The organism is Streptomyces sp. NPDC058092 (assembly GCF_042884935.1).
GTDB lineage: Bacteria > Actinomycetota > Actinomycetes > Streptomycetales > Streptomycetaceae > Streptomyces.
In genome coordinates this window covers 36,887-59,877 of the sequence record NZ_JBHVSY010000016.1, presented here as the reverse complement: position 1 = coordinate 59,877, position 22,991 = coordinate 36,887, and the positions used below count along the sequence as shown (strand labels likewise).

19 protein-coding genes and 3 pseudogenes are annotated in these 22,991 nt (G+C 68.3%); 10 read left to right on the top strand and 12 right to left on the bottom strand.

Annotated features, from left to right (window positions below; genetic code table 11):
- From ACFVV1_RS25040 to ACFVV1_RS25020, 5 genes and pseudogenes are all read right to left on the bottom strand, one after another.
- Complete coding sequence (locus ACFVV1_RS25040; RefSeq protein ID WP_389993124.1) at window positions 1-1,512, bottom strand: phosphotransferase; 1,512 nt, start codon at window positions 1,510-1,512, stop codon at window positions 1-3.
- A gap of 4 nt (window positions 1,513-1,516) precedes the next feature.
- Window positions 1,517-2,323, bottom strand: a complete 807-nt coding sequence (locus ACFVV1_RS25035) for an ABC transporter permease (RefSeq protein WP_389993121.1) — start codon at window positions 2,321-2,323, stop codon at window positions 1,517-1,519.
- Window positions 2,320-3,135 (bottom strand): ABC transporter permease, encoded by an 816-nt coding sequence (locus ACFVV1_RS25030; RefSeq protein ID WP_389993118.1) that lies wholly within the window; start codon window positions 3,133-3,135, stop codon window positions 2,320-2,322. Before ACFVV1_RS25030 ends, ACFVV1_RS25035 begins: the two co-directional genes overlap by 4 nt.
- Window positions 3,132-4,148, bottom strand: coding sequence for an ATP-binding cassette domain-containing protein (locus tag ACFVV1_RS25025; RefSeq protein WP_389993114.1), 1,017 nt, complete (start codon window positions 4,146-4,148; stop codon window positions 3,132-3,134). The genes ACFVV1_RS25030 and ACFVV1_RS25025 overlap by 4 nt, the downstream gene beginning before the upstream one ends.
- 567 nt (window positions 4,149-4,715) lie before the next feature.
- Window positions 4,716-5,290 (bottom strand): annotated as a pseudogene (locus ACFVV1_RS25020) (IS30 family transposase); the annotation flags it as partial.
- Between the two features lie 14 nt (window positions 5,291-5,304).
- On the opposite strand from ACFVV1_RS25020, the pseudogene ACFVV1_RS25015 reads away from it, so the two are divergent.
- Window positions 5,305-6,111: pseudogene (locus ACFVV1_RS25015) on the top strand (hypothetical protein).
- A 101-nt stretch (window positions 6,112-6,212) separates the two neighbouring features.
- Window positions 6,213-7,280, top strand: a complete 1,068-nt coding sequence (locus ACFVV1_RS25010) for a LacI family DNA-binding transcriptional regulator (protein WP_389993111.1) — start codon at window positions 6,213-6,215, stop codon at window positions 7,278-7,280.
- Here the strand turns inward: ACFVV1_RS25010 and ACFVV1_RS25005 are convergent.
- The 6 genes and pseudogenes from ACFVV1_RS25005 to ACFVV1_RS24980 all read right to left on the bottom strand — a co-directional run bounded on the left by ACFVV1_RS25005 (window position 7,183) and on the right by ACFVV1_RS24980 (window position 11,577).
- Window positions 7,183-7,674, bottom strand: a complete 492-nt coding sequence (locus ACFVV1_RS25005) for a hypothetical protein (RefSeq protein WP_389993414.1) — start codon at window positions 7,672-7,674, stop codon at window positions 7,183-7,185. The two genes, ACFVV1_RS25010 and ACFVV1_RS25005, sit on opposite strands and share 98 nt — an antisense overlap.
- A 5-nt stretch (window positions 7,675-7,679) precedes the next feature.
- Window positions 7,680-9,094, bottom strand: a pseudogene (lpdA, locus tag ACFVV1_RS25000) (dihydrolipoyl dehydrogenase).
- Between the two features lie 198 nt (window positions 9,095-9,292).
- Window positions 9,293-9,622 (bottom strand): hypothetical protein, encoded by a 330-nt coding sequence (locus ACFVV1_RS24995; RefSeq protein WP_389993108.1) that lies wholly within the window; start codon window positions 9,620-9,622, stop codon window positions 9,293-9,295.
- 149 nt (window positions 9,623-9,771) lie between these two features.
- Window positions 9,772-10,548, bottom strand: a complete 777-nt coding sequence (locus ACFVV1_RS24990) for a VOC family protein (protein ID WP_389993106.1) — start codon at window positions 10,546-10,548, stop codon at window positions 9,772-9,774.
- A 107-nt stretch (window positions 10,549-10,655) separates the two neighbouring features.
- Window positions 10,656-11,045, bottom strand: coding sequence for a DUF2267 domain-containing protein (locus ACFVV1_RS24985; RefSeq protein WP_389993395.1), 390 nt, complete (start codon window positions 11,043-11,045; stop codon window positions 10,656-10,658).
- Window positions 11,046-11,148: 103 nt separating this feature from the next.
- Entirely contained in the window at window positions 11,149-11,577 is a 429-nt protein-coding gene (locus ACFVV1_RS24980; protein ID WP_389993103.1) for an Hsp20/alpha crystallin family protein, read from the bottom strand.
- Between the two features lie 132 nt (window positions 11,578-11,709).
- Between ACFVV1_RS24980 and ACFVV1_RS24975 the strand changes: the two genes are divergently transcribed.
- Window positions 11,710-12,432, top strand: a complete 723-nt coding sequence (locus tag ACFVV1_RS24975) for a hypothetical protein (protein ID WP_389993100.1) — start codon at window positions 11,710-11,712, stop codon at window positions 12,430-12,432.
- 73 nt (window positions 12,433-12,505) lie between these two features.
- Here the strand turns inward: ACFVV1_RS24975 and ACFVV1_RS24970 are convergent, their stop codons facing one another.
- Window positions 12,506-12,745 (bottom strand): sirohydrochlorin chelatase, encoded by a 240-nt coding sequence (locus ACFVV1_RS24970; protein WP_389993097.1) that lies wholly within the window; start codon window positions 12,743-12,745, stop codon window positions 12,506-12,508.
- A 232-nt stretch (window positions 12,746-12,977) separates the two neighbouring features.
- Between ACFVV1_RS24970 and ACFVV1_RS24965 the strand changes: the two genes are divergently transcribed.
- From ACFVV1_RS24965 to ACFVV1_RS24935, 7 genes are all read left to right on the top strand, one after another.
- On the top strand, window positions 12,978-14,492 hold the full coding sequence (locus ACFVV1_RS24965; protein ID WP_389993094.1) for an MFS transporter: 1,515 nt from the start codon (window positions 12,978-12,980) through the stop codon (window positions 14,490-14,492).
- A gap of 11 nt (window positions 14,493-14,503) precedes the next feature.
- A complete protein-coding gene (locus ACFVV1_RS24960; protein ID WP_389993392.1) occupies window positions 14,504-15,577 on the top strand; it encodes a glutathione S-transferase family protein in 1,074 nt (357 codons plus the stop codon).
- A 115-nt stretch (window positions 15,578-15,692) separates the two neighbouring features.
- The gene (locus tag ACFVV1_RS24955; RefSeq protein ID WP_389993091.1) at window positions 15,693-17,915 is read left to right on the top strand and encodes an NADP-dependent isocitrate dehydrogenase; all 2,223 of its coding nucleotides are present in this window, start codon (window positions 15,693-15,695) and stop codon (window positions 17,913-17,915) included.
- 252 nt (window positions 17,916-18,167) lie between these two features.
- Window positions 18,168-18,905, top strand: a complete 738-nt coding sequence (locus ACFVV1_RS24950) for a glucose 1-dehydrogenase (RefSeq protein WP_389993088.1) — start codon at window positions 18,168-18,170, stop codon at window positions 18,903-18,905.
- A 456-nt stretch (window positions 18,906-19,361) separates the two neighbouring features.
- Window positions 19,362-21,062 carry a cytochrome c oxidase subunit I gene (ctaD, locus tag ACFVV1_RS24945; RefSeq protein ID WP_389993085.1) on the top strand — a complete coding sequence of 567 codons (1,701 nt, stop codon included), beginning with the start codon at window positions 19,362-19,364 and terminating at the stop codon, window positions 21,060-21,062.
- A 29-nt stretch (window positions 21,063-21,091) separates the two neighbouring features.
- The gene (locus ACFVV1_RS24940; protein ID WP_389993083.1) at window positions 21,092-21,433 is read left to right on the top strand and encodes a hypothetical protein; all 342 of its coding nucleotides are present in this window, start codon (window positions 21,092-21,094) and stop codon (window positions 21,431-21,433) included.
- A 133-nt stretch (window positions 21,434-21,566) separates the two neighbouring features.
- Window positions 21,567-22,928 carry an NAD(P)/FAD-dependent oxidoreductase gene (locus ACFVV1_RS24935; protein ID WP_389993080.1) on the top strand — a complete coding sequence of 454 codons (1,362 nt, stop codon included), beginning with the start codon at window positions 21,567-21,569 and terminating at the stop codon, window positions 22,926-22,928.
- The last annotated feature ends 63 nt before the right edge of the window (window positions 22,929-22,991 follow it).

Here is a 22,991-nt window from a genome sequence, read left to right as displayed (position 1 = left end):
TCAGTCCTTCGCTGCGGCGACCGGCAGGCCGGCGGCCTCGACGGCGTGCCGCAGGTTGATCGCCGCGTGGTAGGCGCGGTCGTGGGCGTACGCGTAGTCGAGTTCGTGGAGCAGCCGGCGTAGCCGGAACAAACGCCAGGCGGGATGGTCGTCGTCCGGTACAGGGAGGCGGGGGGACGGAACCGTGTCCTCGGCGTCCGCCGTTTCGGCTTCTTCGGTCAGAAGCCTGCTGGCCCGGGCCGCCCACAGACGGCCCGCAGCACGCATCCGGTCAAGGGCGGCCAGACGTCCCGGGGTCCAGCCGGGTGTATCGGGTGCCGCGTCGGCGGCGAGCAACAGCGCCATGCGGCAGGTGTCGTCCGGGTCCATATCGAGGAACGAAGCCGCCTGGTCGGCGAACTCGTCCGCGGTGAAGATCTCCAGGCCACGCCGAAGGGCGGCCAGGTCCTGCCAGGGCGACTGGGCGGTGCCGGTGTCAGCCGGGTCCAAGCACGGTGTGGACAGGTCGATGACGCACAACCTCCAGGACGTGTCCGCGCGTTCATGGCGCAGCACATGGGACAGGTGCAGGTCGCCGTGGCAGGGCCCGGTCGGCCAGGGGCGTGAGGGGAGCGCCGCGACCCGCTCCAGCTCGCGTTCGATGCCGGTCACGGCGGCTTGACGCACGGTCGCCGGGAAGCGGGTATCGGCAAGGATGCGGGGGCGGAGCGCGGCCGTTTGCCGAAGGGTTTCCGCGAGAAAGCCCTCGGCAGGGAAGTCCGGGCAGGGGCCGAGCCGTTCCGCCAGGTCCTGGTGGAAAGCGCGTAGGAAGCGGCCGGTGGCACGCAGGGGGGCCCGCAGGGCGCGCTGGGACTCGGCGACGGCAGCCTCGGGCTCGGCGCCCGCGCGGAGCAGGGGCCACAGCGCCCGGACCCCCGCCTGCAGCGGGACGTACAGGCCGTCTCCCTCGGCGTATCGATACACCACGCCGAGCGGATCACGCCGTCCGGTGGAGGTGTCCACATAGGTGTAGTCGCCGATCGGTTGCTGGGTCCGGCCACTGTCTGCCATGACCCGCAGCAGTTCGGGCTCGCGCGTGCCGATGCCGATGCGCCGGTATGTCTTGTGGGCGTGTGCGGAGCCGCCGAGGTCGAGCAGGGAAAGAGCGTTGGAGCACCAGCCGGGATCGAAGGGCAGCCGCGCTCGGAACTCGGCAGGTGCACCGCGGAACTCGATCAGGTTGCCTCGCTGCGTGCGCAGCCGCAGTCCGTCGCGCAGGGCCTCCGTGATCAGCCTGTGGTACGCCGTGGTGCGGTCGGCGGGAAGGCCGGGGGCATCCACCGGTACGGGAACGAACCAGCGCGCGGAGGCGTCCGCGGCCGTCATGACGATCAACAGACGGATGGTGCCGAGTATGGCCTCGTCGAAGAGTTCGAACTGGTCGGTACGGCGTCCGGCCTCGTCCATCCACGGAGCGGCACGCAGAAGCTCGACCGTGGCCGACGGTGGGCTGCCGAGCAGCAGGGTGTCCAAGATTTCAGCTCCCGGTCATCTCGTAGCGGTCCACACCCCGGTGCCAGACGACCAGGGCGAGCGTCACCAGGCCGACGGTCACCAACAGCATCCACGGCAACATGTGGAGGTGGCCGAAAAGTAGGTACGACGCGGGGACATAGGCAGTGAAGGCGTACGGCAGCAGCCAGGTCAGCAGCCACCGCAGACTGGGGTGGTAGAGGTCGAGGGGATAGCCCGAGAAGTCGCCGAGCTGGTTGGCCGCGTAGAGGGCCGGAAAGCTGTTCGTCGTCCAGAAGGCCAGAGAGGCGAAGAGGGTCTTGAGCGCGGCGAGGATCAGGGCAGCGCAGAGTACGAGGAGCGGTGCGAGCAACCACTGGCCTGCGCTGAGGTCGAGGCCCAGCTGGTCGGCGGCGTACCACGTCAGGGCTGCTCCGGTGAGCAGTTCACCGAAGCCGTCCGGGTAGAGGAAGCGCTCGGAGAGCAAGGAGAAGAGGGGGTGGACCGGCCGAATCAAGTAGCGGAAGAATTCGCCGTTCTGCACGAGCTTGCGCGCGAGGATCCACAGCTGGTCGGTGAACATCCTGTCCAGGCCGCGCGGCAGCAGTGAGAAGCCGAGCAGGAAGAGCACTTGGTGGAAGTTCCAGCCTGCGACGACCGGGACGTGCTGGAAGACGACGCCGATCACGGTGACCTGACTTACAACACGCAGCAGCATGCCGCCGGCGCCGAGCAGGAAGTCCATGCGGTACTCGGTGAGCCGGTGAAGGCTGACGCCGCTCAGATGCCAGGTGAGCCGGGTGTAGCGCAGTGCGACAGCGAAGAACCTCATCCGCCGAGCACCTCCACGTGGCGCACCGCACTGTTCCAGGCCAGGGCGGCCAGAGCCGTGAGGACGCCGGCCCAGACCGCCTGCCCCAGCAGGATGCCGAGGGCGCCGGCCACTCCGTCGTAGCGGCCCAGAAGGAGACGGAGGGGCGAGTCGACCATTCCCTGGAACGGCAGGGCATGGGCCACGGCAGCCAGCGGGCCCGGCATCAGGGAGAGCGGCACGACCTGGCCCGCGAAGAGTGCGACGACGCTGTCCTTGACGACCCTGACACCCCAGATGTTGGTCGTGATGAAACCGGCCAGACCGACCAGGAGGTTCACACCGAAACCAATGACCAGCGACAGGCCCGCGGAGAAGGTGAACAAGACAGCGCCGGTCCAGGACGGCACGGCGAGGGGGAGCAGTAGTGCGTACAGCGTCATGACCGGCACGGCGACCAGCACGGCGTTGGAAAGGGAGACGGGGAGTCCGGCAACGAACCGGGTGAGGGGGTAGTTCACGGGGCGCAGCAGCGAGATGGCGATGTCCCCACGCTGGACCTCTCCGGCAACTTCCTCGTCCACACGGCTGGCCTGGAGCAGGCCGAGCACCTGGGCGAGGAGCACGTACGTCGTGAGCTGCGGCAGGTCGAACCCGCCGGGAAGGCCGCCGTCGCGGCTTGTGTACACGGCACGCCAGAGGAAGATCTGCACCCCGGCCGCGGTGGAGGCAGTGAGCGCGCTCATCGCAAAGGTGGAGCGGTACTGGAGCAGTCCCTGCAGGCTGGCGGAAGCGAAGGGGGTGTAGCGGCGCAACACCGAACTCGTCGTCATGCAGAGGCCCTTCGGCCGTCTGCCCGGCCGGTGTAGATGCGGCGGAGCACCATCTCCAGGTCGGGCTCGGGAGCAAAGCAGTCGATGAGATCGAAGTGCGCGATCAGCAGACTCATCACCTCCCGAGTGGACCAACGGTGGGCCGGATACTCGACCTTTATCCGGACACTGTCCACCACTGTGGCGGATGCGCCGTCAAGCCGGCTCTGCACCAGGGCCACCGCCTGTTCGGTGGGCGGCCCGTTCCGGTACTCGAAGATGACTGCTCGGCTCTCGGCGGTGCGTAACAGGTCATGCATCGTGCTCTGGTGCACCACCTCGCCGCGGTTGACCACGAGCACTTGGTCGCAGATCGCCGTGATGTCACCCATGTCATGACTGGTGAGCATGACGGTGGTGCCGAGCTCCGAGCTGACGTGGTTGATCAGCTCGCGCACGGCCTCCTTGAGGACCAGGTCGAGACCAACCGTGGGCTCGTCCAGGAAGACCGCCTTAGGGTCGTGCAGCAGACTGGCGGCGACTTCGGCCCGCATCCGCTGCCCAAGGCTCAACTGCCTTACGGGGGTGTTGCCGAGGGCGTCGAGGTCCAAAAGCTTGCGGTAGAGTGCCATGTTGCGTCGGTACACCGCGTCGGGGATCTCATGGATGCGTCGCAGGATCCTGAAGGAGTCCAGCACCGGCAGATCCCACCAGAGTTGGCTGCGCTGGCCGAAGACGACGCCGATGTTGGCGGCGTTGCGCCGACGCTCCCGGTACGGCTCCAGGCCGTTCACGTAGCAGCGGCCGGACGTCGGGCGCATGATGCCGGTGAGCAGCTTGACGGTGGTGGACTTCCCGGCGCCGTTGGCACCGATATAGGCAGCTTTGGCACCGGACGGTATCTCGAAGGAGACCCCACTCACGGCACGGACCAGGCGGTGTTCCCGGCTGAACAAGGTGCTCAGGCTGCCCATGAGGCCGGCCTTGCGCTGATAGACCTTGAACTCCTTGACCAAATTCTCCGCGGCTATCACCAGGTAGCCTCCGCCAAGTGACGCACGGCACACACGAAGCCGACGGGGAACAACGCCTCTTCTAAGGCCAGGAATGTGAGGCTCCGGCCACTACTCAGAACGCCGGTCTCGGCCTTGGGCGTCTGCGCTGACACGTCACTCCCCGGATCGGCAGCCCTGTTCACTGGCGTGGTCGGCACCTGCGGCAACTGGAGCAGAGTCAAACAGTAGATCCACTCGGAGGGCAAGGAGTTTGAACTACTCATCGAGAATCTCGGTGATCTCGGTGCGGGGCTGATCCTGGACGACAGGGATTCCTGAAGAGTCAGGTTGGTTCGGCCGGCGTGCAGCGGTAGTACTCCGACGCCGCGGGGGGCTGTACTTCAATAACTGCTCGATGACCAAGTGTTGGTGTGCAAGGCCGGAGTATGACTGCCCAGCTCTTCCGCTGCCGGCCTTCGGGCCAAGTTCGATCGGGGCTTGACCTGGAATCCTGGACACGGGGGCTATGCGGCTGGGACCAGGGCAGTTGATGTTGTGTCGAGTGCTGTCCCGTAGGCGATGGGGCTGCGTTGAAGGACTCGGTAAGCGCGTTGTCCGTGCCCTTCGGGAAGTACTGGCGCAACAGTCCGTTCGTGTTCTCGTTCGTGCCCCGCTGCCAGGGGCTGTGCGGGTCGGCGAAGCAGACCTGCAGCTCGGTGTCGGCGGGGAGTTGAGCGTGCTGGGCCAGCTCTTTGCCGCGGTCCCAGGTCAGCGAGCGGCGCAGGTGTTCGGGCAGTGCGGTGATCGTCGTGGCGATCGCGTCTTTTACGGCCTCGGCGCCATAGTCAGCCACTGCCGGGCCGTTCTTCACCCGCGGTTCGAATGCCGTTGCCGTCCATCTGGGGCAGGTGCAGCAGCATCGTGAATCTGGTCGTGCGCTCGATGAGCGTGCCGATCGCCGAGCGGTTCAGGCCGGTGATCAGGTCGCGCTCCCGGTGCCCCGGGACCGTTCGGTCCTCGACCTCGGCCGGTCGTTCGCTGATCACCACGTCGGGCGTGACATGGCCGCCGGGACGCTGCCGCGTTCTGGCACGCGGGACGCACAACGCACGCCCGGTTCGCAGGCAGGCGACCCGCTCACGCTTGAGCGCGCCACGGCCCTGGACGTGGAGCGCCCGATGCTCGGTTCCGGCACATCAACACCACGGCCGAGCGGTTCCTGGATCAGGGCCTGCCGGTGGTGAGCGTGGATACGAAGCAGAAGGAGCCGATCGGCGACTTTGCCCGGCCAGGCCGCACCTACCGCCCCGAAGGGATGCCGATCGCAGCCCCGGACCACGACTTCGTGGCCCCCGACACCCCGTACGCGATCACGTAGGGAATCTACGACCTGGGACAGGACACCGGCTGGGTGAACGTGGGCACCGACCGCAACACCGCAGCCTTCGCAGTGGAGTCCATCCGTCGCTGGTGGAACCAACAGGGCCAACAGGACTACCCCGACGCATCCCGGCTGCTGATCACCGCCGATGCCGGAGGAGCGAACTCCGCCGACTCCCACCTGTTCAAGAAGGACCTGGCCTCCTTCGCCGACGAGTGCGGACTGACCATCACCGTCCGGCGGGTAGTGCTTCATGACCACAAGATGTCCGTTCTCAGATCCTCTAGATCACTTCTCAAGTGGCCAAGTTCCGGGGTCAAGGCCCACCGCCTACGCACCCCACCCCTCAAGCAAGCACTTCTCGCTGAGCATCAGTTACCGACAGCGGAGGAATCCGGATTCGGACCGGCGAGGCGTTCAACAACGTCCTGCAATCGAGTACGTCCAGCTGCGCGACTTCACCACCCGCACGGAGTCCCGGATCGGGGGTCGCGACTTGGAGCACTGACATCTGCCACGCAAGACGGGTACCAGCGTGCAGTTGGAAGCGCCCGATCGGCTACGACCACTACTACAGCCCCGGCCTCACCGAGGTGGTGGCCGAATCGAAGGGTTGCGTGAAATGACGGGGTTGACCTGCGACAGGCGTTGCAACAGGCCTCTGCACGTTTCGGCGATCGATACTTCTGCCGTCAAACCTTCGACTGGTATGGTTCAGCGCCATGACCGCACGGCTTGTCGATATCGCAGAGCAGTCAGGGTTCAGCGAAGCAACCGTCAGTCGTGTACTCAACGGCAAGGCTGGTGTGGCAGTGGCCACCCGGGAGGCCGTCCTTGCCGCGCTCGACGTTCTCGGCGGCCATGAACGGCCCAGCCGCCCCCGTAGCCGCAGCGGCGGCCTCATCGGACTGATCACCCCAGAGCTGGTCACTCCGATCTTTCCAGCGCTTGCCCAGGTGATCGCGCAGGCGCTGACTCGCCAGGGCTACACGCTGGTCTTCGGAACTCAGACTCCAGGCGGCTCAACCGAAGACGAGCTCACCGAGATGCTGGTGGACCGCGGCGTCTCCGGGATAATCTTTGTGTCCGGGGTGCACGCTGATTCCACGGCCGACATGGAGCGATACCAGGCGCTGCGTAATAGGGGCATACCCTACGTCCTGGTCAATGGCTTTTCCCCCAGAGTGCGGGCAACCTTCATCTCTGCAGATGACCGGACCGCGGTGCACTTAGCCGTCACGCACCTTGCCTCGCTGGGCCACACCCGGATAGGTCTCGCCGTCGGCCCTCGACGGTTCGTGCCTGCCCTTCGTAAGATCGAAGGCTTCTCCCTCGCCATTCAGGAGCTCCTCAGCCTGTCGGCCGAGGAGTCAGAGGAACTGGTAGCCCAGTCGCTCTGCACACTGGAGGGCGGCCAGTCAGCGGCGGCGACGCTGGTCGATCGGGGCTGCACAGCGATCATCTGCGCCAGCGACATGATGGCCCTCGGTGCCATACGGGCCGTCAGGGAACGCAACCTGGAGGTGCCGCGCGACATCTCGGTGGTCGGCTTCGACGACTCCCCACTCAACGCGTTCACCGATCCCCCGCTGACCACTATCCGCCAGCCCATCCACGAGATGGGGCATGCGGCCGTGCAGGCCCTCCTTGAAGAGGTAGGAGGAACCTCAGTGCCGCGAACCGAGTTCGTCTTCATGCCGGATCTGGTGGTGCGTGGCTCCACAGCGTCCGGACTGCGATTCCGAGTTCCTCGGCGATCCTCGGCCGGGCCGTCTGAACGTAGAGCTTGACCCGCTGATAGTTCCCGGTGAAGCCGTACTCCTGGGCCAGCCGCTCGTGAATGACCGCGGCCTTGTTGTCGCCGGCGGCGATCAGCAGGGCAGCGGCGCTGTCGGTGCCGACTCCGATGATGTCCAGAAGCTGTGGAGGGCTGCGGCGGACGGCCTTGGTGATCCGGCGGGCGAGTTCCTTCACCTCGGCGGTCAGCTGCTGGATGTGTTGGGCCGGCAGCCGGAGCCACAGCCACGACCGCCGAACTGCCCGAGCACAGGCTGCGCGGTGCTCGTCGGCGGCATGATGACGCTCCTTGGCCGACGTCTCCTCGTGCCTGCGTCTCCTCGTGCCGGCGCACCCGACCGGGCGGCCCCGGAGGGAGTGCGCCCCGAGGCCGGGTACGTCGGTCACGTCGTTCAGTCGTGTACGTGCAGCGGCTTGCCCGCCAGGGCCAGGTGGGCTTCGCCCAGGGCCTCGCTCTGACTGGGGTGGGCGTGGATGAGCTGGGCGACCTCGGCCGGCAGGGCTTGCCAGTTGTAGATGAGCTGGGCCTCGCCGATCTGCTCGCTCATGCGCGAGCCGATCATGTGGATGCCGACGACCGGACCGTCGTGCACCTGCACCAGCTTGATCTCGCCCGTGGCCTTGAGGATCTTGTTCTTGCCGGTGCTGCCCAGGTTGAACTTGCTGGTCACCACCTTGTCGGAGCCGTACTGCTCCTTGGCCTTCGCCTCCGTGAGGCCGACGGAGGCGATCTCGGGCTCGCAGTAGGTGACCCTGGCCACGCCGTCGTAGTCGATGGGAGTGACTCGCTCGCCGGCCAGGCGCTCGGCGACGAGGATGCCCTCGGCGAAACCGACATGCGCCAGTTGCAGGGTGGGGATCAGGTCGCCGACCGCGGAGATCGTCGGGACGTTGGTTTGCAGGTACTCGTCGACCAGTACGTGGCCGCGGTCCATGGCGACGCCGGCCTTCTCGTATCCGAGACCCGTGGAGACCGGGCCGCGGCCGACGGCGACGAGCAGCGTTTCGGCGTCCAATTGCTTGCCGTTCTCGAGCGTGACCCGCACACCGGTGTCGGTGTACTCGGCCTTGGTGAAACGCGACCCCAGCTCGAACTTGATCTTCCGCCTGCGGAAGGCGCGCTCCAGGCCCTTGGAGATCTCTTCGTCCTCGGCGGCCACCAGGTGCGGCAGCCCCTCGACGATCGTGACGTCCACCCCGAAGGACTTCCAGGCCGAGGCGAGTTCGACGCCGATGACGCCGCCGCCGAGGACGACCGCCGATTGAGGGAGCCGGTCGAGGAAGAGCGCCTGGTCGGACGAGATGATCCGGTCGCCGTCGATGGTCAGGCCGGGCAGCGACTTCGGCAGGGACCCGGTGGCCAGCACCACATGGCGGCCCTCGTAGCGCACGCCGTCGACCTCGACTGCGGTCGGCGAGACCAGACGGCCCTCGCCCTGGACCAGCGTGAGGTCCTTGCGGGACTTCAGCATGCCCTGCAGACCGTTGTACAGGCTCGCGATCACCCGGTCCTTGTAGGAGTTGACGCCCGCGATGTCGACACCTTGGAAGCTGGTCCTGACGCCGAAGCGAAGCGCTCACTCTGGCGGCTCTGGTCGGCGACCTCCGCCGCGTGCAGCAGTGCCTTGGCCGGAATGCAACCGTTGTGCAGGCACGTGCCGCCCAGCTTGCCCTTCTCGATCATCACGACTCTCAGCCCGAGTTGCGTCGCACGCAGGGCGCAGGAGTACCCTCCGCTGCCACTTCCGAGGATGACCACGTCGTACGAGCCGCTTGCGGAATTGTCCGTCACCGATGCCCCTCCCATGACTTCGGCCCGTCCGGCGGATCCGTCAAATCCAGCCCTGTGGTGCTCTGTTGATTCAATCCAACACCCAACATGCTCTCATCTCCCTTGATGGGCATGGGGGATAGGGTGGCGCACACCACATCATGAGCGGGTTGCTGAGTAGACATCGACTGCTAACGGGGCATCAGTTACCCTTTCTCTGCAGGCTGGTTCAGGTCAAATGTCGCTCAGTTCCAGCGCCTTCTTGATCAAAGCTCTGGTGGCCCGTGCCGCCACACCGATGACCGGCTCACCGGCGCTGATGCCGATCGACACACCCAGCCGGCGGATCCGCTGCGGGTGGGCGCCGTCACCCGCGGCCAGCCGGACGAGTTCGCTCGCGGCGAAGTCGCGGGGGCCCGGGGCCCGGAAGCGCAGCAGCGCCGGCTTCAGGGCCCCGACCGTCCGGTCCTGTGCGAGTTCGAGCATCTCGACATCCGCATCGGCATCCGGGTAGAACACGAGGGTGGCCGCGGGAATCCCGCGGATGGTCAGACGTGTCCCCATGCCGTCGAACGGACCCGGCACATCCGGGACGGCTCCGCTCCCGGGGCCCTTCTCGGGGGTGCCGACGGCGATGAGACGGTCGGTGGCATCGAAGACGGCGGCCGGTCCGGGGCCGCACGGCCGTGCCCGGCGGAGGGCGGGTCCGTTCGCTATACCTCGGACACGGTGAAGAGGCCGCCGTCCGGGTCGCGAATGACGTACGCGGTCTTCGAGGAACCGGCGTGCGAGGCGACCGGTGAGAACTCGCCCCCGGCGGCGGTCGCGGCCGCTGCGCTCCGCTCGATGTCCGGGACGTGGAAGTCCACGATCCACCGGGGCCGGATCTTAGGATCCGGGGCGGATTCGACGCCCCCGCCGCGCAGCGTGACGACCGTACGTCCGGCGACCTGGACGAAGACATGGTCCTGCGCGTAGTCGACCATGCAGCCGCCGGGCGGTCTGGCCCAGCCGAAGACCTCCGCGTAGAAGACGGCGGCCTCGAAGGCGTCACGCGTCTGCAGATCCAGCCGGGCGGGGGCACTGCCGTACCTGACCGACCAGGTCAGGGCGGGGCCCTCCCAGAAACCGAAGACGGCCCCGTCGCGGTCGGTGGCGAGCGCCGCCCGCCCCTCGCCCAGGTTCAGCGGCCCGATCGTGAGAGTCGCGCCGCGCTCCCTGACCCGGTCCGCCGTTTCATCGGCGTGCTTCACGGCGAAGTACGGTGTCCAGACCGTGGGCGGGCCGATGGCGGGGGAGCGCGATCCGATCCCGGCAACGGGGCTGCCGTGCGCCATGGCCACCGAGAAATCGCTGCCGAGGTCGCTGTCACGGAAGTCCCAGTCCATGACCGACGCGTAGAAGGACTGCGCGGCACGCAGATCGGGTGCCATCAGGTTCACCCAGCACGGTGCGCCGGTCACCGGCGTGATCCGTTCGAAGGCCGACATTCGATGCTCCTTCCGGTGAACGCGTCGACCGCGCGGTGGGCGTTCGACGTTTCCGGCAGCCGGCGGAGCCTTCGAACGGCCAGGGCGTACCGGTCACCGCTGGCCTCTCAGCCGGACACGGGGCGGCCGAAGAGGACGTCGTATCCGGGGGGAAGCTGTAGCAGGATGCGGTGCAGGAGATCCTCCTCGCAGGCATCGGCCACCACGCTGAGAACGGCGCTGGTGTCCCACGCGGCAGTCTGCTCGGTGGCGCCCTCGATCCACGCGGCGGTGGCACGTACGAACCGTTCGGGGGTGAGTGGTTCGGCGGCCTGCAGCGGGTTCAGCAGGATCAGCGCGAACGTTTCGGGGAGCCGGGCGGCCAGCTCGCTCCGCTCCTTGCCGACCAGGTGTGCCCCGAGCAGCGCCAGGACCACGCGAGCGGCCCGCTCCGCTTTCTGGGGCGTGGGATAGGCGCCGCGTTCCTGAACCGTTTCGAGGAACGCCTGCCATCGCATGTGCGTCAACGCAGGCCCCTTCCCGTGGACCGCGGGCGGAGGGCGGGGCGAGGAAGAGGGGAAGGGCGTGTACCCCGCTCTCCGCAGTCCACCGATGTACGCGTCAAGCGGCGATCCGCTTGTCGGAGCCTGCACTCCTGATCTCGATCTTGCGGGGCTTCGCGCGTTCCGCGATCGGGATGCGCAGGGTCAGCACGCCCGTGTCGTAGGCGGCCTGGATGCGCTCGGTGTCGAGGGTGTCCGCCAGGACGATCTGACGGGAGAAGACGCCCAGCGGCCGCTCGGAGAGCTCCATCTGTACGTCATCGCCCTTGGCCGTCGGCCGCCGCTCCGCCTTCACGGTCAGCATGTTCCGTTCGACGTCGATGTCGATCGAGTCGGGGGAGACCCCGGGCAGGTCGAAGGCGACCACGTATTCATCGCCCTCGCGGTACGCGTCCATCGGCATCGCCGAGGGCCGGGACCAGGTGCCGGTCGCGATCTCCCGGGTGAGCCGGTCGAGTTCGCGGAAGGGGTCGGTGCGCATCAGCATCACGGATCACCTCCAGGATGAATCCGGACATTCTCGTCATGCGCCTCAACTCGGTTGTAACATGTCATCCAAAGGATGACAAGTGTGATGTCATGCGAACGATGACACGCGTTCGTCCGGGAGGGCTGGTCCGTGACCGAAGTCGACGCGCATGCCTCAGCCGAGATCCCCGGCACCGCCGGTGTTCCGGCCTCGCTCGTCGCTGCCACCACCGCGCTCGGCACGATCGACGCCGTCCTGCGGCAGGCCTGCGCACCCGACGGGCCGGAACCCGCAGGCGCCGCGCCCGAGCGTGCAGACGCGCTGGACGCCCTCCTTCTGCTGCGTGATGTGTGCCGGCGGCTCGCGGTATGGGAGCCGTCCCTCATCGAGGTCGCCCGCGAGGCCGGAGCCAGCTGGGCCGAGATCGCCCAGCCGCTCGGTGTCACCAGCCGGCAGGCCGCCGAACGCCGCTACCTGCGGCTGCGTACGGGTCCGCTGGGCACCACCGGCGAACAACGTGTACAGGCCACCCGCGACCGCCGCGCCGCCAACCGCACGGTCGCCGCCTGGGCGCGGGACAACGCGGCGGACCTGCGTCGGCTCGCCGGCCGGATCACCTCCCTCTCCGACCTTCCCGAGCGGGCCGCCGCAGCCGTCGACGAGCTCAACGAGGCTCTCGGCGGCGACGACCCCGGCCGTCTCATCGGGCCGCTCGCCGACGCGCGCCTCCACTTGGAGGATCATCGCGACCTCGCCGACCGCGTCGACCGCCTCGTCCAGCAGGTCGACAACCTGCGCAGGCACAGCGCCAGCCAGCGGCGCGGAGTGACCATGCCCGCGGAGCGGCAGAATCCCGGGACCGCGCGTCGGTGAGCCCACGGGTCCGGCGTACGCGGCAACTCGCCCGGCCGGTCCGCCGGGGGAACAACCGTGCGGCACTTCTGCGCTACGCCGTGCCCCCGGACGCCTCGGCGAAGCGTTTCAGTACCAGCCGCGCCACATCCGGGTGCGCGCCGAGCGGCGCGGAGGTGAGGCAGCCGCCGGCTCGCGCCGCGCGACGGGCGAAGTGGCCCGGGGCCATCAGGAAGCGGGCCACTGCCACCCGGTGGTGGCCCGCTGCGCGCAGGGCTTCCACCGCGTCGGCCGGAGTCGGCGTACTCGCCTTCGGGCCGCGAGTGAGCACCACGGCCTCCTGGCACACCTCGGCCAGCCGCGGACCGTGGGGTACTACGGCCTGTGCCTGGTGGTGACCTGGACCTGCTACCTCCGACGGTCCGCACGTCACCCGCCGGGGGTGTGAGCGCCGACTGTCCACCAGGACGTGCGATGCGGGAAGGACCGCCGTCCGATGCCGGAAAAACCGCCGTCGCGGCCCTGCCGGGATGAGTATCGGGCCGCTTCGTCCTAGGGTGCGAGCCATGGCAGAGAGTGCAGCTCACCGGGGTGCTGCGGGGTGGGGTGATCACTCTGCCGCCGACTCCGGAACCCCCGACCCGCGCCGCTGGAAGGCGCTCACGGTGTGTCTGATCGCAGGGTTCATGACCCTGCTGGACGTATCCATCGTCAACGTCGCCCTGCCGTCGATCAGGGAAGGGCTCCACACCTCGGAGTCCGACCTGCAATGGGTCCTCTCCGGCTACGCACTCGCCTTCGGTCTGTTCCTGATCCCTGCCGGACGGCTCGGTGACGCGCGGGGGCGCCGTGTGGTGTTCATGGCCGGGCTGGCCCTGTTCACCCTGGCGTCGGCGGCCTGCGGAGCGTCCCAGTCCAGTCTCTGGCTGGTCGTCGCCCGACTGGTCCAGGGCCTCGCCGGAGGCATGATCTCGCCCCAGATCTCCGCATTGATCCAGCAGATGTTCTCCGGTCAGGAGCGCGGCCGGGCCTTCGGCATGTTCGGCACGGTGGTCGGCATCTCCACCGCTGTGGGCCCGCTGTCGGGCGGGCTGCTGATCCAGGCGGCCGGGGCCCAGGAGGGCTGGCGCTGGGTGTTCTACGTCAATCTGCCGCTCGGCGCCGTCTGCCTTCTCCTCGCTAGGCGGCTGCTCCCGGACACCCCCTCGGCCGGCCGGGTGCGATTGCGTGATCTGGACCCCCTCGGGGTCCTGTTGCTCGGCGCGGGCCTACTGGCACTGCTGCTGCCGTTCATCCAGTCGCAGCAGTGGCCGGGCGACCGGAAATGGCTGCTGATCCCGGTGGCCGCGGCACTGCTCGCCGCCTTCATCGGCTGGGAGTCCCGGTGCGGCAGGCGCGGCACGCAACCCGTCGTCGACCTGTCGCTCTTCCGGGTCCGCTCCTACTGGCTCGGCTGCCTGCTGATCCTGCTGTACTTCTGCGGATTCACCTCGATCTTCTTCATCACCACGCTCTACCTGCAGAACGGACTGCACTACTCCGCCCTGCAGGCGGGAATCGCCATCACGCCCTTCGCGCTGGGCTCGGCCGTCGCGGCGGGCCCCGGCGGCCGATGGGTCGGCCGCCTGGGACGCCCCCTCGTCGTGGCCGGGCTCATCACGGTGACCACAGGGCTGGCGGGCGCCGCGCTCGCCGTGCACCTGGTGCCGGGGCGGGGCGCGGGATGGGTGATGGCGGCCCCGCTGCTGCTGGCGGGTCTGGGCAGCGGCCTGGTCATCTCCCCGAACCAGGCGCTGACCCTCTCCGAAGTGCCGGTGGCCACCGCCGGGAGCGCCGGGGGAACCCTCCAGACCGGCCAGCGCGTCGGTTCGGCGATCGGGATCGCGGCGGTCGGCTCGGTGTTCTTCGCCCAGCTGAGCGGCGGCGGGTGGGCCACTGCGTACGACCACGGACTTGTCGTCGCGTCCGCCTTCATCGTGGCCGCCCTGCTCCTCGGGTTGGCAGACGTGTTCGGGGAACGCCGGGGCAGTAGCCGTGCGCAGCGTTCCATCCGCATTCCATCCGCAGGGAGAACGTCATGAGAGACAGCGAGCTGAGCGAAACCACCGGCACAGGGACCACCGGCACAGACACCACCGGCACAGAGTCCGACATCGAGCCCGACGGCAACGCGACGTACGGGCACAAGGTCTTCAAACGCTCCAGGAGCCACTTCGCCGACCGGATCACCGCCGACGGCCGCGACGGCTGGCCCGTCGAGGCCGGCCGCTACCGGCTGGTCGTCAGCCGCGCCTGCCCGTGGGCGAGCCGCGCACTCGTGTCCCGGCGGCTCCTCGGGCTGGAGGGAGCACTCTCGCTGGCGGTAGCCGATCCGATCCAGGACGACCGCAGCTGGCGCTTCACCCTGGACGAGGGCGGCCGGGACCCGGTGCTCGGCATCAGATACCTCAGCGAGGCGTACGACGCGCGGGAACGGGACTACCCCGGCGGGGTCAGCGTGCCCGCGATCGTCGACGTACCCAGCGGCAGACTCGTCACCAACGACTTCCAGCAGATCACGCTGGACTTCGCGACCGAATGGACCGCGCTGCACCGGCAGGGCGCCCCCGATCTGTATCCCGAAGCCCTGCGTGACGAGATCGACGAGGTCATGCAGGGCATCTACCACGACCTGAACAACGGCGTGTACCGCGCGGGCTTCGCGGCGGAGCAGTCCGAATACGAAGCCGCGTACGAGGATGTGTTCCGCCGCCTCGATCTGGTGTCCGAGCGTCTCGCGGACCGGCGCTACCTCGTCGGCGAAACCCTCACCGAAGCGGACATCAGGCTGTTTACCACGCTGGTGCGCTTCGACGCCGTCTACCACGGACACTTCAAGTGCAACCGCTCGAAACTGGCCGAGGACCGGGTCCTGTGGGCGTACGCCAGGGACCTCTACCAGACCCCCGGATTCGGTGACACGGTCGACTTCCACCACATCAAGCAGCACTACTACCGGGTCCACACCGGCATCAACCCCACCGGCATCGTGCCCGTCGGCCCCGAGCTGTCCGGCTGGCTGACCCCGCACCACCGGGAAGAGCTGGGCGGACGCCCGTTCGGCGACGGCACCGCGCCGGGGCCGGTGCCGCCCGGCGAGGAGGTCCCGCCGTCGGGGCGTCCCTGAACCGGGCACCCGCGGTGGCTCCCGCCGAAGCAGGGGGCAGGGCCCTGTCGAGTCGGCAGCGATCACGAGATATCTTGATGTCAAGCAATGTTGCAGACGTGGAGCGGAGCACAGGGTGACTGACTCGACCATCATCTATACACACACCGACGAGGCCCCGGCCCTGGCGACGTATTCGTTCTTGCCCGTCGTCCAGGCCTACGCCTCCACGGCCGGGGTCAATGTCGAGAGCCGTGACATCTCGCTGGCCGGGCGTATCATCGCCGGCTTCCCCGAGCGTCTCCAGGAGAGCCAGCGCGTCGACGACGCGCTCGCCGAGCTCGGTGCGCTGGCCAAGACGCCCGAGGCCAACATCATCAAGCTGCCGAACATCTCGGCCTCGATCCCGCAGCTGAAGGCTGCGATCGCCGAGCTCCAGGCGCAGGGCTACGCGCTTCCGGACTATCCGGACGACCCGCAGACCGATGAGGACAAGGACGTCCGCGCGCGCTACGACAAGGTCAAGGGCAGCGCGGTGAACCCCGTGCTGCGCGAGGGCAACTCCGACCGCCGCGCCCCTGCCTCGGTCAAGAACTACGCCAAGACGCACCCGCACCGCATGGGCGCCTGGTCGGCCGACTCGAAGACGAACGTCGCGACCATGGGCGTCGACGACTTCCGCTCCACCGAGAAGTCCACGGTCATCGCCGAGGCCGGATCGCTGCGCATCGAGCTCGCCGGTGACGACGGCAGCACCACCGTGCTCCGCGAGTCGGTGCCGGTGCTCGCGGGCGAGGTCGTCGACGCGGCGGTCATGCGCGTCGCGGCCCTGCGGGAGTTCTTCACCGCGCAGGTCGCCCGCGCCAAGGCCGAGGGCGTGCTGTTCTCCGTCCACCTCAAGGCCACCATGATGAAGGTCTCCGACCCGATCATCTTCGGCCACGTGGTCCGCGCCTTCTTCCCGAACACCTTTGCCAAGTACGGCCAGGTGCTCGCCGCGGCCGGTCTTTCCCCGAACGACGGCCTCGGCGGCATCCTCAAGGGCCTGGACTCGGTGCCGCACGTGGGCGCCGAGATCAAGGCATCCTTCGAGGCCGAGCTCGCCGAAGGCCCCGCGCTGGCCATGGTCGACTCCGACAAGGGCATCACCAACCTGCACGTACCGAGCGATGTCATCGTCGACGCCTCCATGCCGGCCATGATCCGCACCTCCGGTCACATGTGGGGCCCGGACGGCAAGGAGGCCGACACCCTCGCGGTGCTCCCCGACAGCAGCTACGCGGGTGTCTACCAGGTCGTCATCGACGACTGCCGCGCCAACGGCGCCTTCGACCCGTCGACCATGGGGTCCGTGCCGAACGTCGGCCTGATGGCGCAGAAGGCCGAGGAGTACGGCAGCCACGACAAGACCTTCGAGGTCCCCACCACCGGTACGGTGCGGGTCGTCGACGGCAGCGGCAACGTCGTGCTGGAGCAGGCCGTGGGCGCGGGCGACATCTTCCGCATGTGCCAGGCCAAGGACCTGCCGATCCAGGACTGGGTCAAGCTCGCCGTCACCCGCGCCCGCGCCACGGGCGTCCCGGCCGTGTTCTGGCTCGACGAGGACCGTGCCCACGACGCGCAGCTGATCGCCAAGGTCAAGACGTACCTCGCCGACCACGACACCGACGGCCTGCAGATCGAGATCATGTCGCCGGTGAAGGCGACCGCGTTCTCCCTGGAGCGCATCCGCCGCGGCGAGGACACGATCTCGGTCACCGGCAACGTGCTGCGTGACTACCTGACCGACCTGTTCCCGATCCTCGAGCTGGGCACGAGCGCGAAGATGCTCTCCGTCGTCCCGCTCATGAACGGCGGCGGCCTGTTCGAGACCGGCGCAGGCGGTTCCGCGCCCAAGCACGTCCAGCAGCTCGTCAAGGAGAACTACCTGCGCTGGGACAGCCTGGGCGAGTTCTTCGCGCTCGCTGCCAGCTTCGAGCACCTGGCGAAGACCACGGGCAACGCGCGTGCCCAGGTCCTCGCGGACACTCTCGACCGCGCGACCGGCACCTTCCTCAACGAGGACAAGTCGCCGAGCCGCAAGCTGGGCGGCATCGACAACCGCGGCAGCCACTTCTTCCTGGCCCTCTACTGGGCCCAGGAGCTGGCGGCGCAGACCGACGACGCGCAGCTGGCGCAGGCGTTCGCCGGCCTGGCGAAGACGCTGGGTGAGCAGGAGCAGACCATCGTCGACGAGCTGATCGCGGTGCAGGGCTCGCCGGCCGACATCGGCGGCTACTACCAGCCCGACCCGGCCAAGGCCTCGGCCGTCATGCGTCCGTCGGCGACGTTCACCCAGGCCATCGCCGGCCTGCGCTGACGAGACCGGCAGGGGAGGGGCATCCAGGCGCCCCTCACCCCTCACCCCTCGCCCCTTCCGCCCCGGCCGGCATCATGCCCGGCCGGGGCGGTCGCGTGTCCGGGGCCTGAACGGCAGAGGGCGCTCGTCCGGCGCCGGACGAGCGCCGCGCTGTCGCGTATGCAGCGGCTCGTTCTCCAGGTAATCGCGTACGACGGGCCGCTGCGCCGGTAGGTTCGAACGACCGGATCGAGCTCGTCGAGGGGAGAGACCGTGCTGGCAGGCAGGAACGCGGTGGTCACCGGAGGATCGCGGGGTATCGGCCGCGCGATCGTCGAACGCCTGTGCCGCGACGGGGCGCACGTGGTCTTCAACTACGCCACCAGCGACGACGCGGCCGAGGAGGTCGTCCGCACAGTGCGGGACAACGGCGGCACGGCCACGGCCATCCGTCTCGACCTCACGGACCCGGACGGGGCCCGGCAGCTGATGGAAGCCGCCGAGGAGCAGCTGGACGGACTCGACATCCTGGTGAACAACGCCGCACTGTGCCTCCCCCCGTCCCTCATCGCGGACACCGACCCGGAGGTGTTCGACAAGGTGATGACGGTCAACACCAGAGCGGTCTTCATGACGATCCGTCACGCGGCGGTGCGGATGCGCGACGGCGGCCGCATCGTGAACATTTCCACGGCGAACACCGTGCGGCCGGGCCCCGGCATCTCCGCGTACGCCGCCAGCAAGGGTGCCGTCGAACAGCTCACCGCCGTTGCCGCCCATGAACTCGGAGCACGCGGGATCACGGTCAACACCGTCTCGCCCGGCGCGACCGACACCGAGCTGCTGCGCGGCACCAACCAGCCGGAGGCGCTCGTAGCAGTCGCCGGTATGACTCCCCTCGGCCGACTGGGCGAACCCGCGGACGTGGCCGATGTGGTTGCCTTCCTGGCCGGCCACGACGGCCGGTGGATCACCGGCCAGAACGTGCGCGCAACGGGCGGGCTGGCCTGAGGGGGCGCCCGAGGCGTCCGGACCGGTCACCGGTCCGGACGTTCACCATTCTCCCCGGTAACAACGTTGCTCGGTGCGGCAGTTCGGGCTGCCCCTAGGCGCCGTGTCGAAACGGTGGAGTGAACCGGTGCGCGGTCGTGGCCGGTTGAGCGGGAGAGAAATCCGCACTTCGCGCCGCGGACCACGTCGTCGTCCGTCACCCCCGCCGGATACCGCACAGGGAGCGAGCCGGGGCGTGCGAGGCAAAGGCCCGGACCGGAGGACGCCCTGACGAGTGAAAGTCACGCGACGGCGGGCGCAGGGCCGCACAGAGTGGCCCCGCGGCTGATTTGCTGCACCTGGAATCTGGCGTGACGCGTGCGGGAGCGGCCGGCAGGCAGGCCGGCCGGCCGGTGGAGGCGGCGCCCCTGGCGGGTGCGCGGTCCACCCGCGAATGACATTCGAAGGAGCGTCCCAGTGACGACGACGGGCACAACAGGGGCAGCCGACGAAGAGGAGGCGTACGCGAACGAGCTTCCGGTACGCGCCAAGCAACCGGGCAACGTCGTCATCAAGTGGCTGACCACCACGGACCACAAGACGATCGGCACGCTCTACCTCGTCACGTCGTTCGCCTTCTTCGTCGTCGGTGGTGTGCTGGCCCTGGTCATGCGCGCGGAGCTGGCCCGTCCCGGGATCCAGATCATTTCGAGCGAGCAGTTCAACCAGGCGTTCACGATCCATGGCACGATCATGCTGCTGATGTTCGCCACCCCACTGTTCGCGGGCTTCACGAACTGGATCATGCCGCTGCAGATCGGCGCGCCCGATGTGGCGTTCCCGCGGCTGAACATGTTCGCGTACTGGGCGTATCTCTTCGGCTCGATCATCGTCGTGGCCGGCTTCGTCACCCCGCAGGGTGCGGCCGATTTCGGCTGGTTCGCCTACTCCCCGCTGACCGACGCGGTCCGCTCGCCGGGCATCGGCAGCGATATGTGGATCCTGGGCCTGGCCTTCTCCGGCTTCGGCACGATCCTCGGTTCGGTCAACTTCATCACCACGATCATCTGCATGCGCGCCCCCGGCATGACGATGTTCCGCATGCCGATCTTCGTCTGGAACGTCCTGCTGACCGCTGTGCTCGTCCTGTTGGCCTTCCCGGTCCTCGCGGCCTCCCTGCTGGTGCTGGAAGCGGACCGCAAGTTCGGTGCGCACGTCTTCGACCCGGCCTACGGCGGCGCGCTGCTCTGGCAGCACCTCTTCTGGTTCTTCGGCCACCCGGAGGTGTACATCATCGCTCTGCCGTTCTTCGGGATCGTCACCGAGATCCTTCCGGTCTTCAGCCGCAAGCCGGTCTTCGGTTATCTCGGTCTGATCGGGGCGACGATCGCCATCGCCGGCCTCTCGGCGACGGTGTGGGCGCACCACATGTTCGTCACCGGCGGTGTGCTGTTGCCGTTCTTCTCGTTCATGACCTTCCTCATCGCGGTACCGACCGGGGTGAAGTTCTTCAACTGGATCGGCACGATGTGGAAGGGGTCGTTGTCCTTCGAGACACCGATGCTCTGGTCGATCGGCTTCCTGGTCACCTTTCTCTTCGGTGGTCTGACCGGTGTGATCCTGGCGTCGCCCCCGCTGGACTTCCACGTCTCCGACTCGTACTTCGTCGTCGCGCACTTCCACTACGTCGTCTTCGGCACCGTGGTCTTCGCGATGTTCGCGGGATTCCACTTCTGGTGGCCGAAGTTCACCGGCAAGATGCTGGACGAGCGGCTCGGCAAGATCACGTTCTGGACGTTGTTCGTGGGCTTCCACGGCACGTTCCTGGTGCAGCACTGGCTGGGTGCCGAGGGCATGCCGCGTCGTTACGCGGACTACCTCGCCGCGGACGGCTTCACCGCGCTGAACACGATCTCGACGATCTCCTCGTTCCTGCTCGGCCTGTCGATGCTGCCGTTCTTCTACAACGTGTGGAAGACCGCCAGGTACGGCAAGAACGTCGGGGTCGACGACCCGTGGGGCTACGGCCGTTCGCTGGAGTGGGCGACCTCCTGCCCACCGCCGCGGCACAACTTCCACACCCTGCCGCGGATCCGTTCCGAATCCCCGGCGTTCGACCTGCACCACCCCGCGGTGCGGGCCCTCGACGAAGCCGTCCGCCGTGACCAGCAGGCGTGAGCAGAGCGGTACCCGGACAGGAGGAGCGCGTGGACCCCGACAAGGACACCGCCCGCGGTCTTGCACAGCTGGAGGGCTATCTGCTGTGGAACGCCGAGGTCGAGGAGGCACGACGACGGGCGGGCCGCTTCACCGACGAGCTGCCCTGGCTCACCACGGCACAGCGCGAGGACGTGCAGCGGGTCTACACCGCGGACCATGTCGCCGCGTCGCGGGCCATGCTCTGCCGGATCTGCGTCCGCGCCGCCGAACTGCGCGATGAATACGACGCGCGCTACCGGGGGCTGCGGGCGCGCTGCGTAGCCGCCGGTGTCGTGCTCGTCGGCGCGGTCGGCGGCACCTGTACGGCGGTCACTCTCCTGGTCCGCTGACCCCGGTGGCGTCGACCGTCCGCCGTCCTCAGCAGGCGAAGTCGGACGCGGCTCGTGAAGATGAGAGATGACGGGCGCGTGCGACGGGGCAGGCGAACGGACGACCGTGCAGGCCCGAGAAGGGACGAATACCGTGGCACGACCCAGGATTCTCGTTGTCGGCGCCGGATTCGCCGGGGTGGAATGCGTACGCCGCCTGGAGCGCGGGCTCATCCCCGGCGAGGCGGAGATCGCGCTCGTCGCCCCGTTCTCGTACCAGCTCTATCTGCCCCTGCTGCCCCAGGTGGCGGCAGGTGTGCTCACTCCGCAGTCGGTCGCGGTGTCGCTGCGCCGCAGCCGAAAGCACCGCACCCGGATCATCCCGGGCGGGTCCATCGGAGTGGACCCCAAGGCGAAGATCTGCGTCATTCGCAAGATCACCGACGAGATCGTCTACGAGCCGTACGACTACCTCGTCCTCAGCCCGGGGAGCGTCACCCGTACCTTCGACATCCCCGGCCTGGTCGACCACGCCCGCGGTATGAAGACGCTCGCCGAGGCGGCCTACGTACGAGACCATGTGATCGCGCAACTCGATCTCGCGGACGCCAGCCACGACGAGAACGAGCGGGCCTCGCGCCTGCAGTTCGTGGTCGTCGGCGGTGGCTATGCCGGCACCGAGACGGCCGCCTGTCTGCAGCGCCTCACCACGAACGCGCTCAGGCAGTACCCGCGGCTCGACCCGAAGCTGATCAAGTGGCATCTCATCGACATCGCCCCGAAGCTGATGCCCGAACTCGGGGACAAGCTCGGCCGGAGCGCCCTGGAGGTGCTGCGCGGACGCGGCATCGAGGTATCGCTCGGGGTGTCCGTCGCCGAGGCCGGACCGGAGAAGGTGACCTTCACCGACGGCCGGGTGGTGCCCTGCCGCACCCTGATCTGGACGGCGGGAGTCACGGCGAGCCCCCTGGTCTCCACATTCGACGCGGAGACGGTACGCGGCCGGCTGGCGGTGACGCCCGAGATGGTCCTGCTGGGCTTCGACGGCATCTTCGCGCTCGGCGACGCCGCAGCCGTACCGGACCTGAGCAAGGGCGACGGGGCGGTCTGCCCGCCCACCGCGCAGCACGCCATGCGCCAGGGTCGCAGGCTCGCCGACAACCTCATCGCCACGCTGCGGCACCAGCCGCTGAAGCCGTACGTCCACAAGGACCTCGGTCTCGTCGTGGACCTCGGCGGCAAGGACGCGGTCTCCAAACCGATCGGCTTCGAAATGCACGGAATCGCCGCCCAGGCCGTCGCCCGCGGCTACCACTGGTCGGCGCTGCGCACCAACGTGGCCAAGGTGCGGGTGATGACCAACTGGATGCTCAACGCCATCGCGGGCGACGACTTCGTACGTACCGGTTTCCAGGCCCGGAAGCCGGCCAAACTGCGTGACTTCGAGTACACGGACGCCTACCTCACCCCGGCACAGGTCCGCGAGCACACCGCCTCGCTGCACACCGGCACCTGACCCGTAACCGCTCGGCAGGACGCGGCGTACGCCCTGACCGAAGGCAATCGGGACGGTCATCTG

Coding starts and splice junctions, on each gene's coding strand:
- ACFVV1_RS24980 (WP_389993103.1), bottom strand. CDS start 11,577: ATGCTGATGCGCACCGACCCCTTCCGCGAACTCGACCGGCTCACCCGG.
- ACFVV1_RS24990 (WP_389993106.1), bottom strand. CDS start 10,548: ATGTCGGCCTTCGAACGGATCACGCCGGTGACCGGCGCACCGTGCTGG.
- ACFVV1_RS24965 (WP_389993094.1), top strand. CDS start 12,978: ATGGCAGAGAGTGCAGCTCACCGGGGTGCTGCGGGGTGGGGTGATCAC.
- ACFVV1_RS25010 (WP_389993111.1), top strand. CDS start 6,213: ATGACCGCACGGCTTGTCGATATCGCAGAGCAGTCAGGGTTCAGCGAA.
- ACFVV1_RS24985 (WP_389993395.1), bottom strand. CDS start 11,045: ATGCGATGGCAGGCGTTCCTCGAAACGGTTCAGGAACGCGGCGCCTAT.
- ACFVV1_RS24995 (WP_389993108.1), bottom strand. CDS start 9,622: ATGGGGACACGTCTGACCATCCGCGGGATTCCCGCGGCCACCCTCGTG.
- ACFVV1_RS25035 (WP_389993121.1), bottom strand. CDS start 2,323: ATGAGGTTCTTCGCTGTCGCACTGCGCTACACCCGGCTCACCTGGCAT.
- ACFVV1_RS25030 (WP_389993118.1), bottom strand. CDS start 3,135: ATGACGACGAGTTCGGTGTTGCGCCGCTACACCCCCTTCGCTTCCGCC.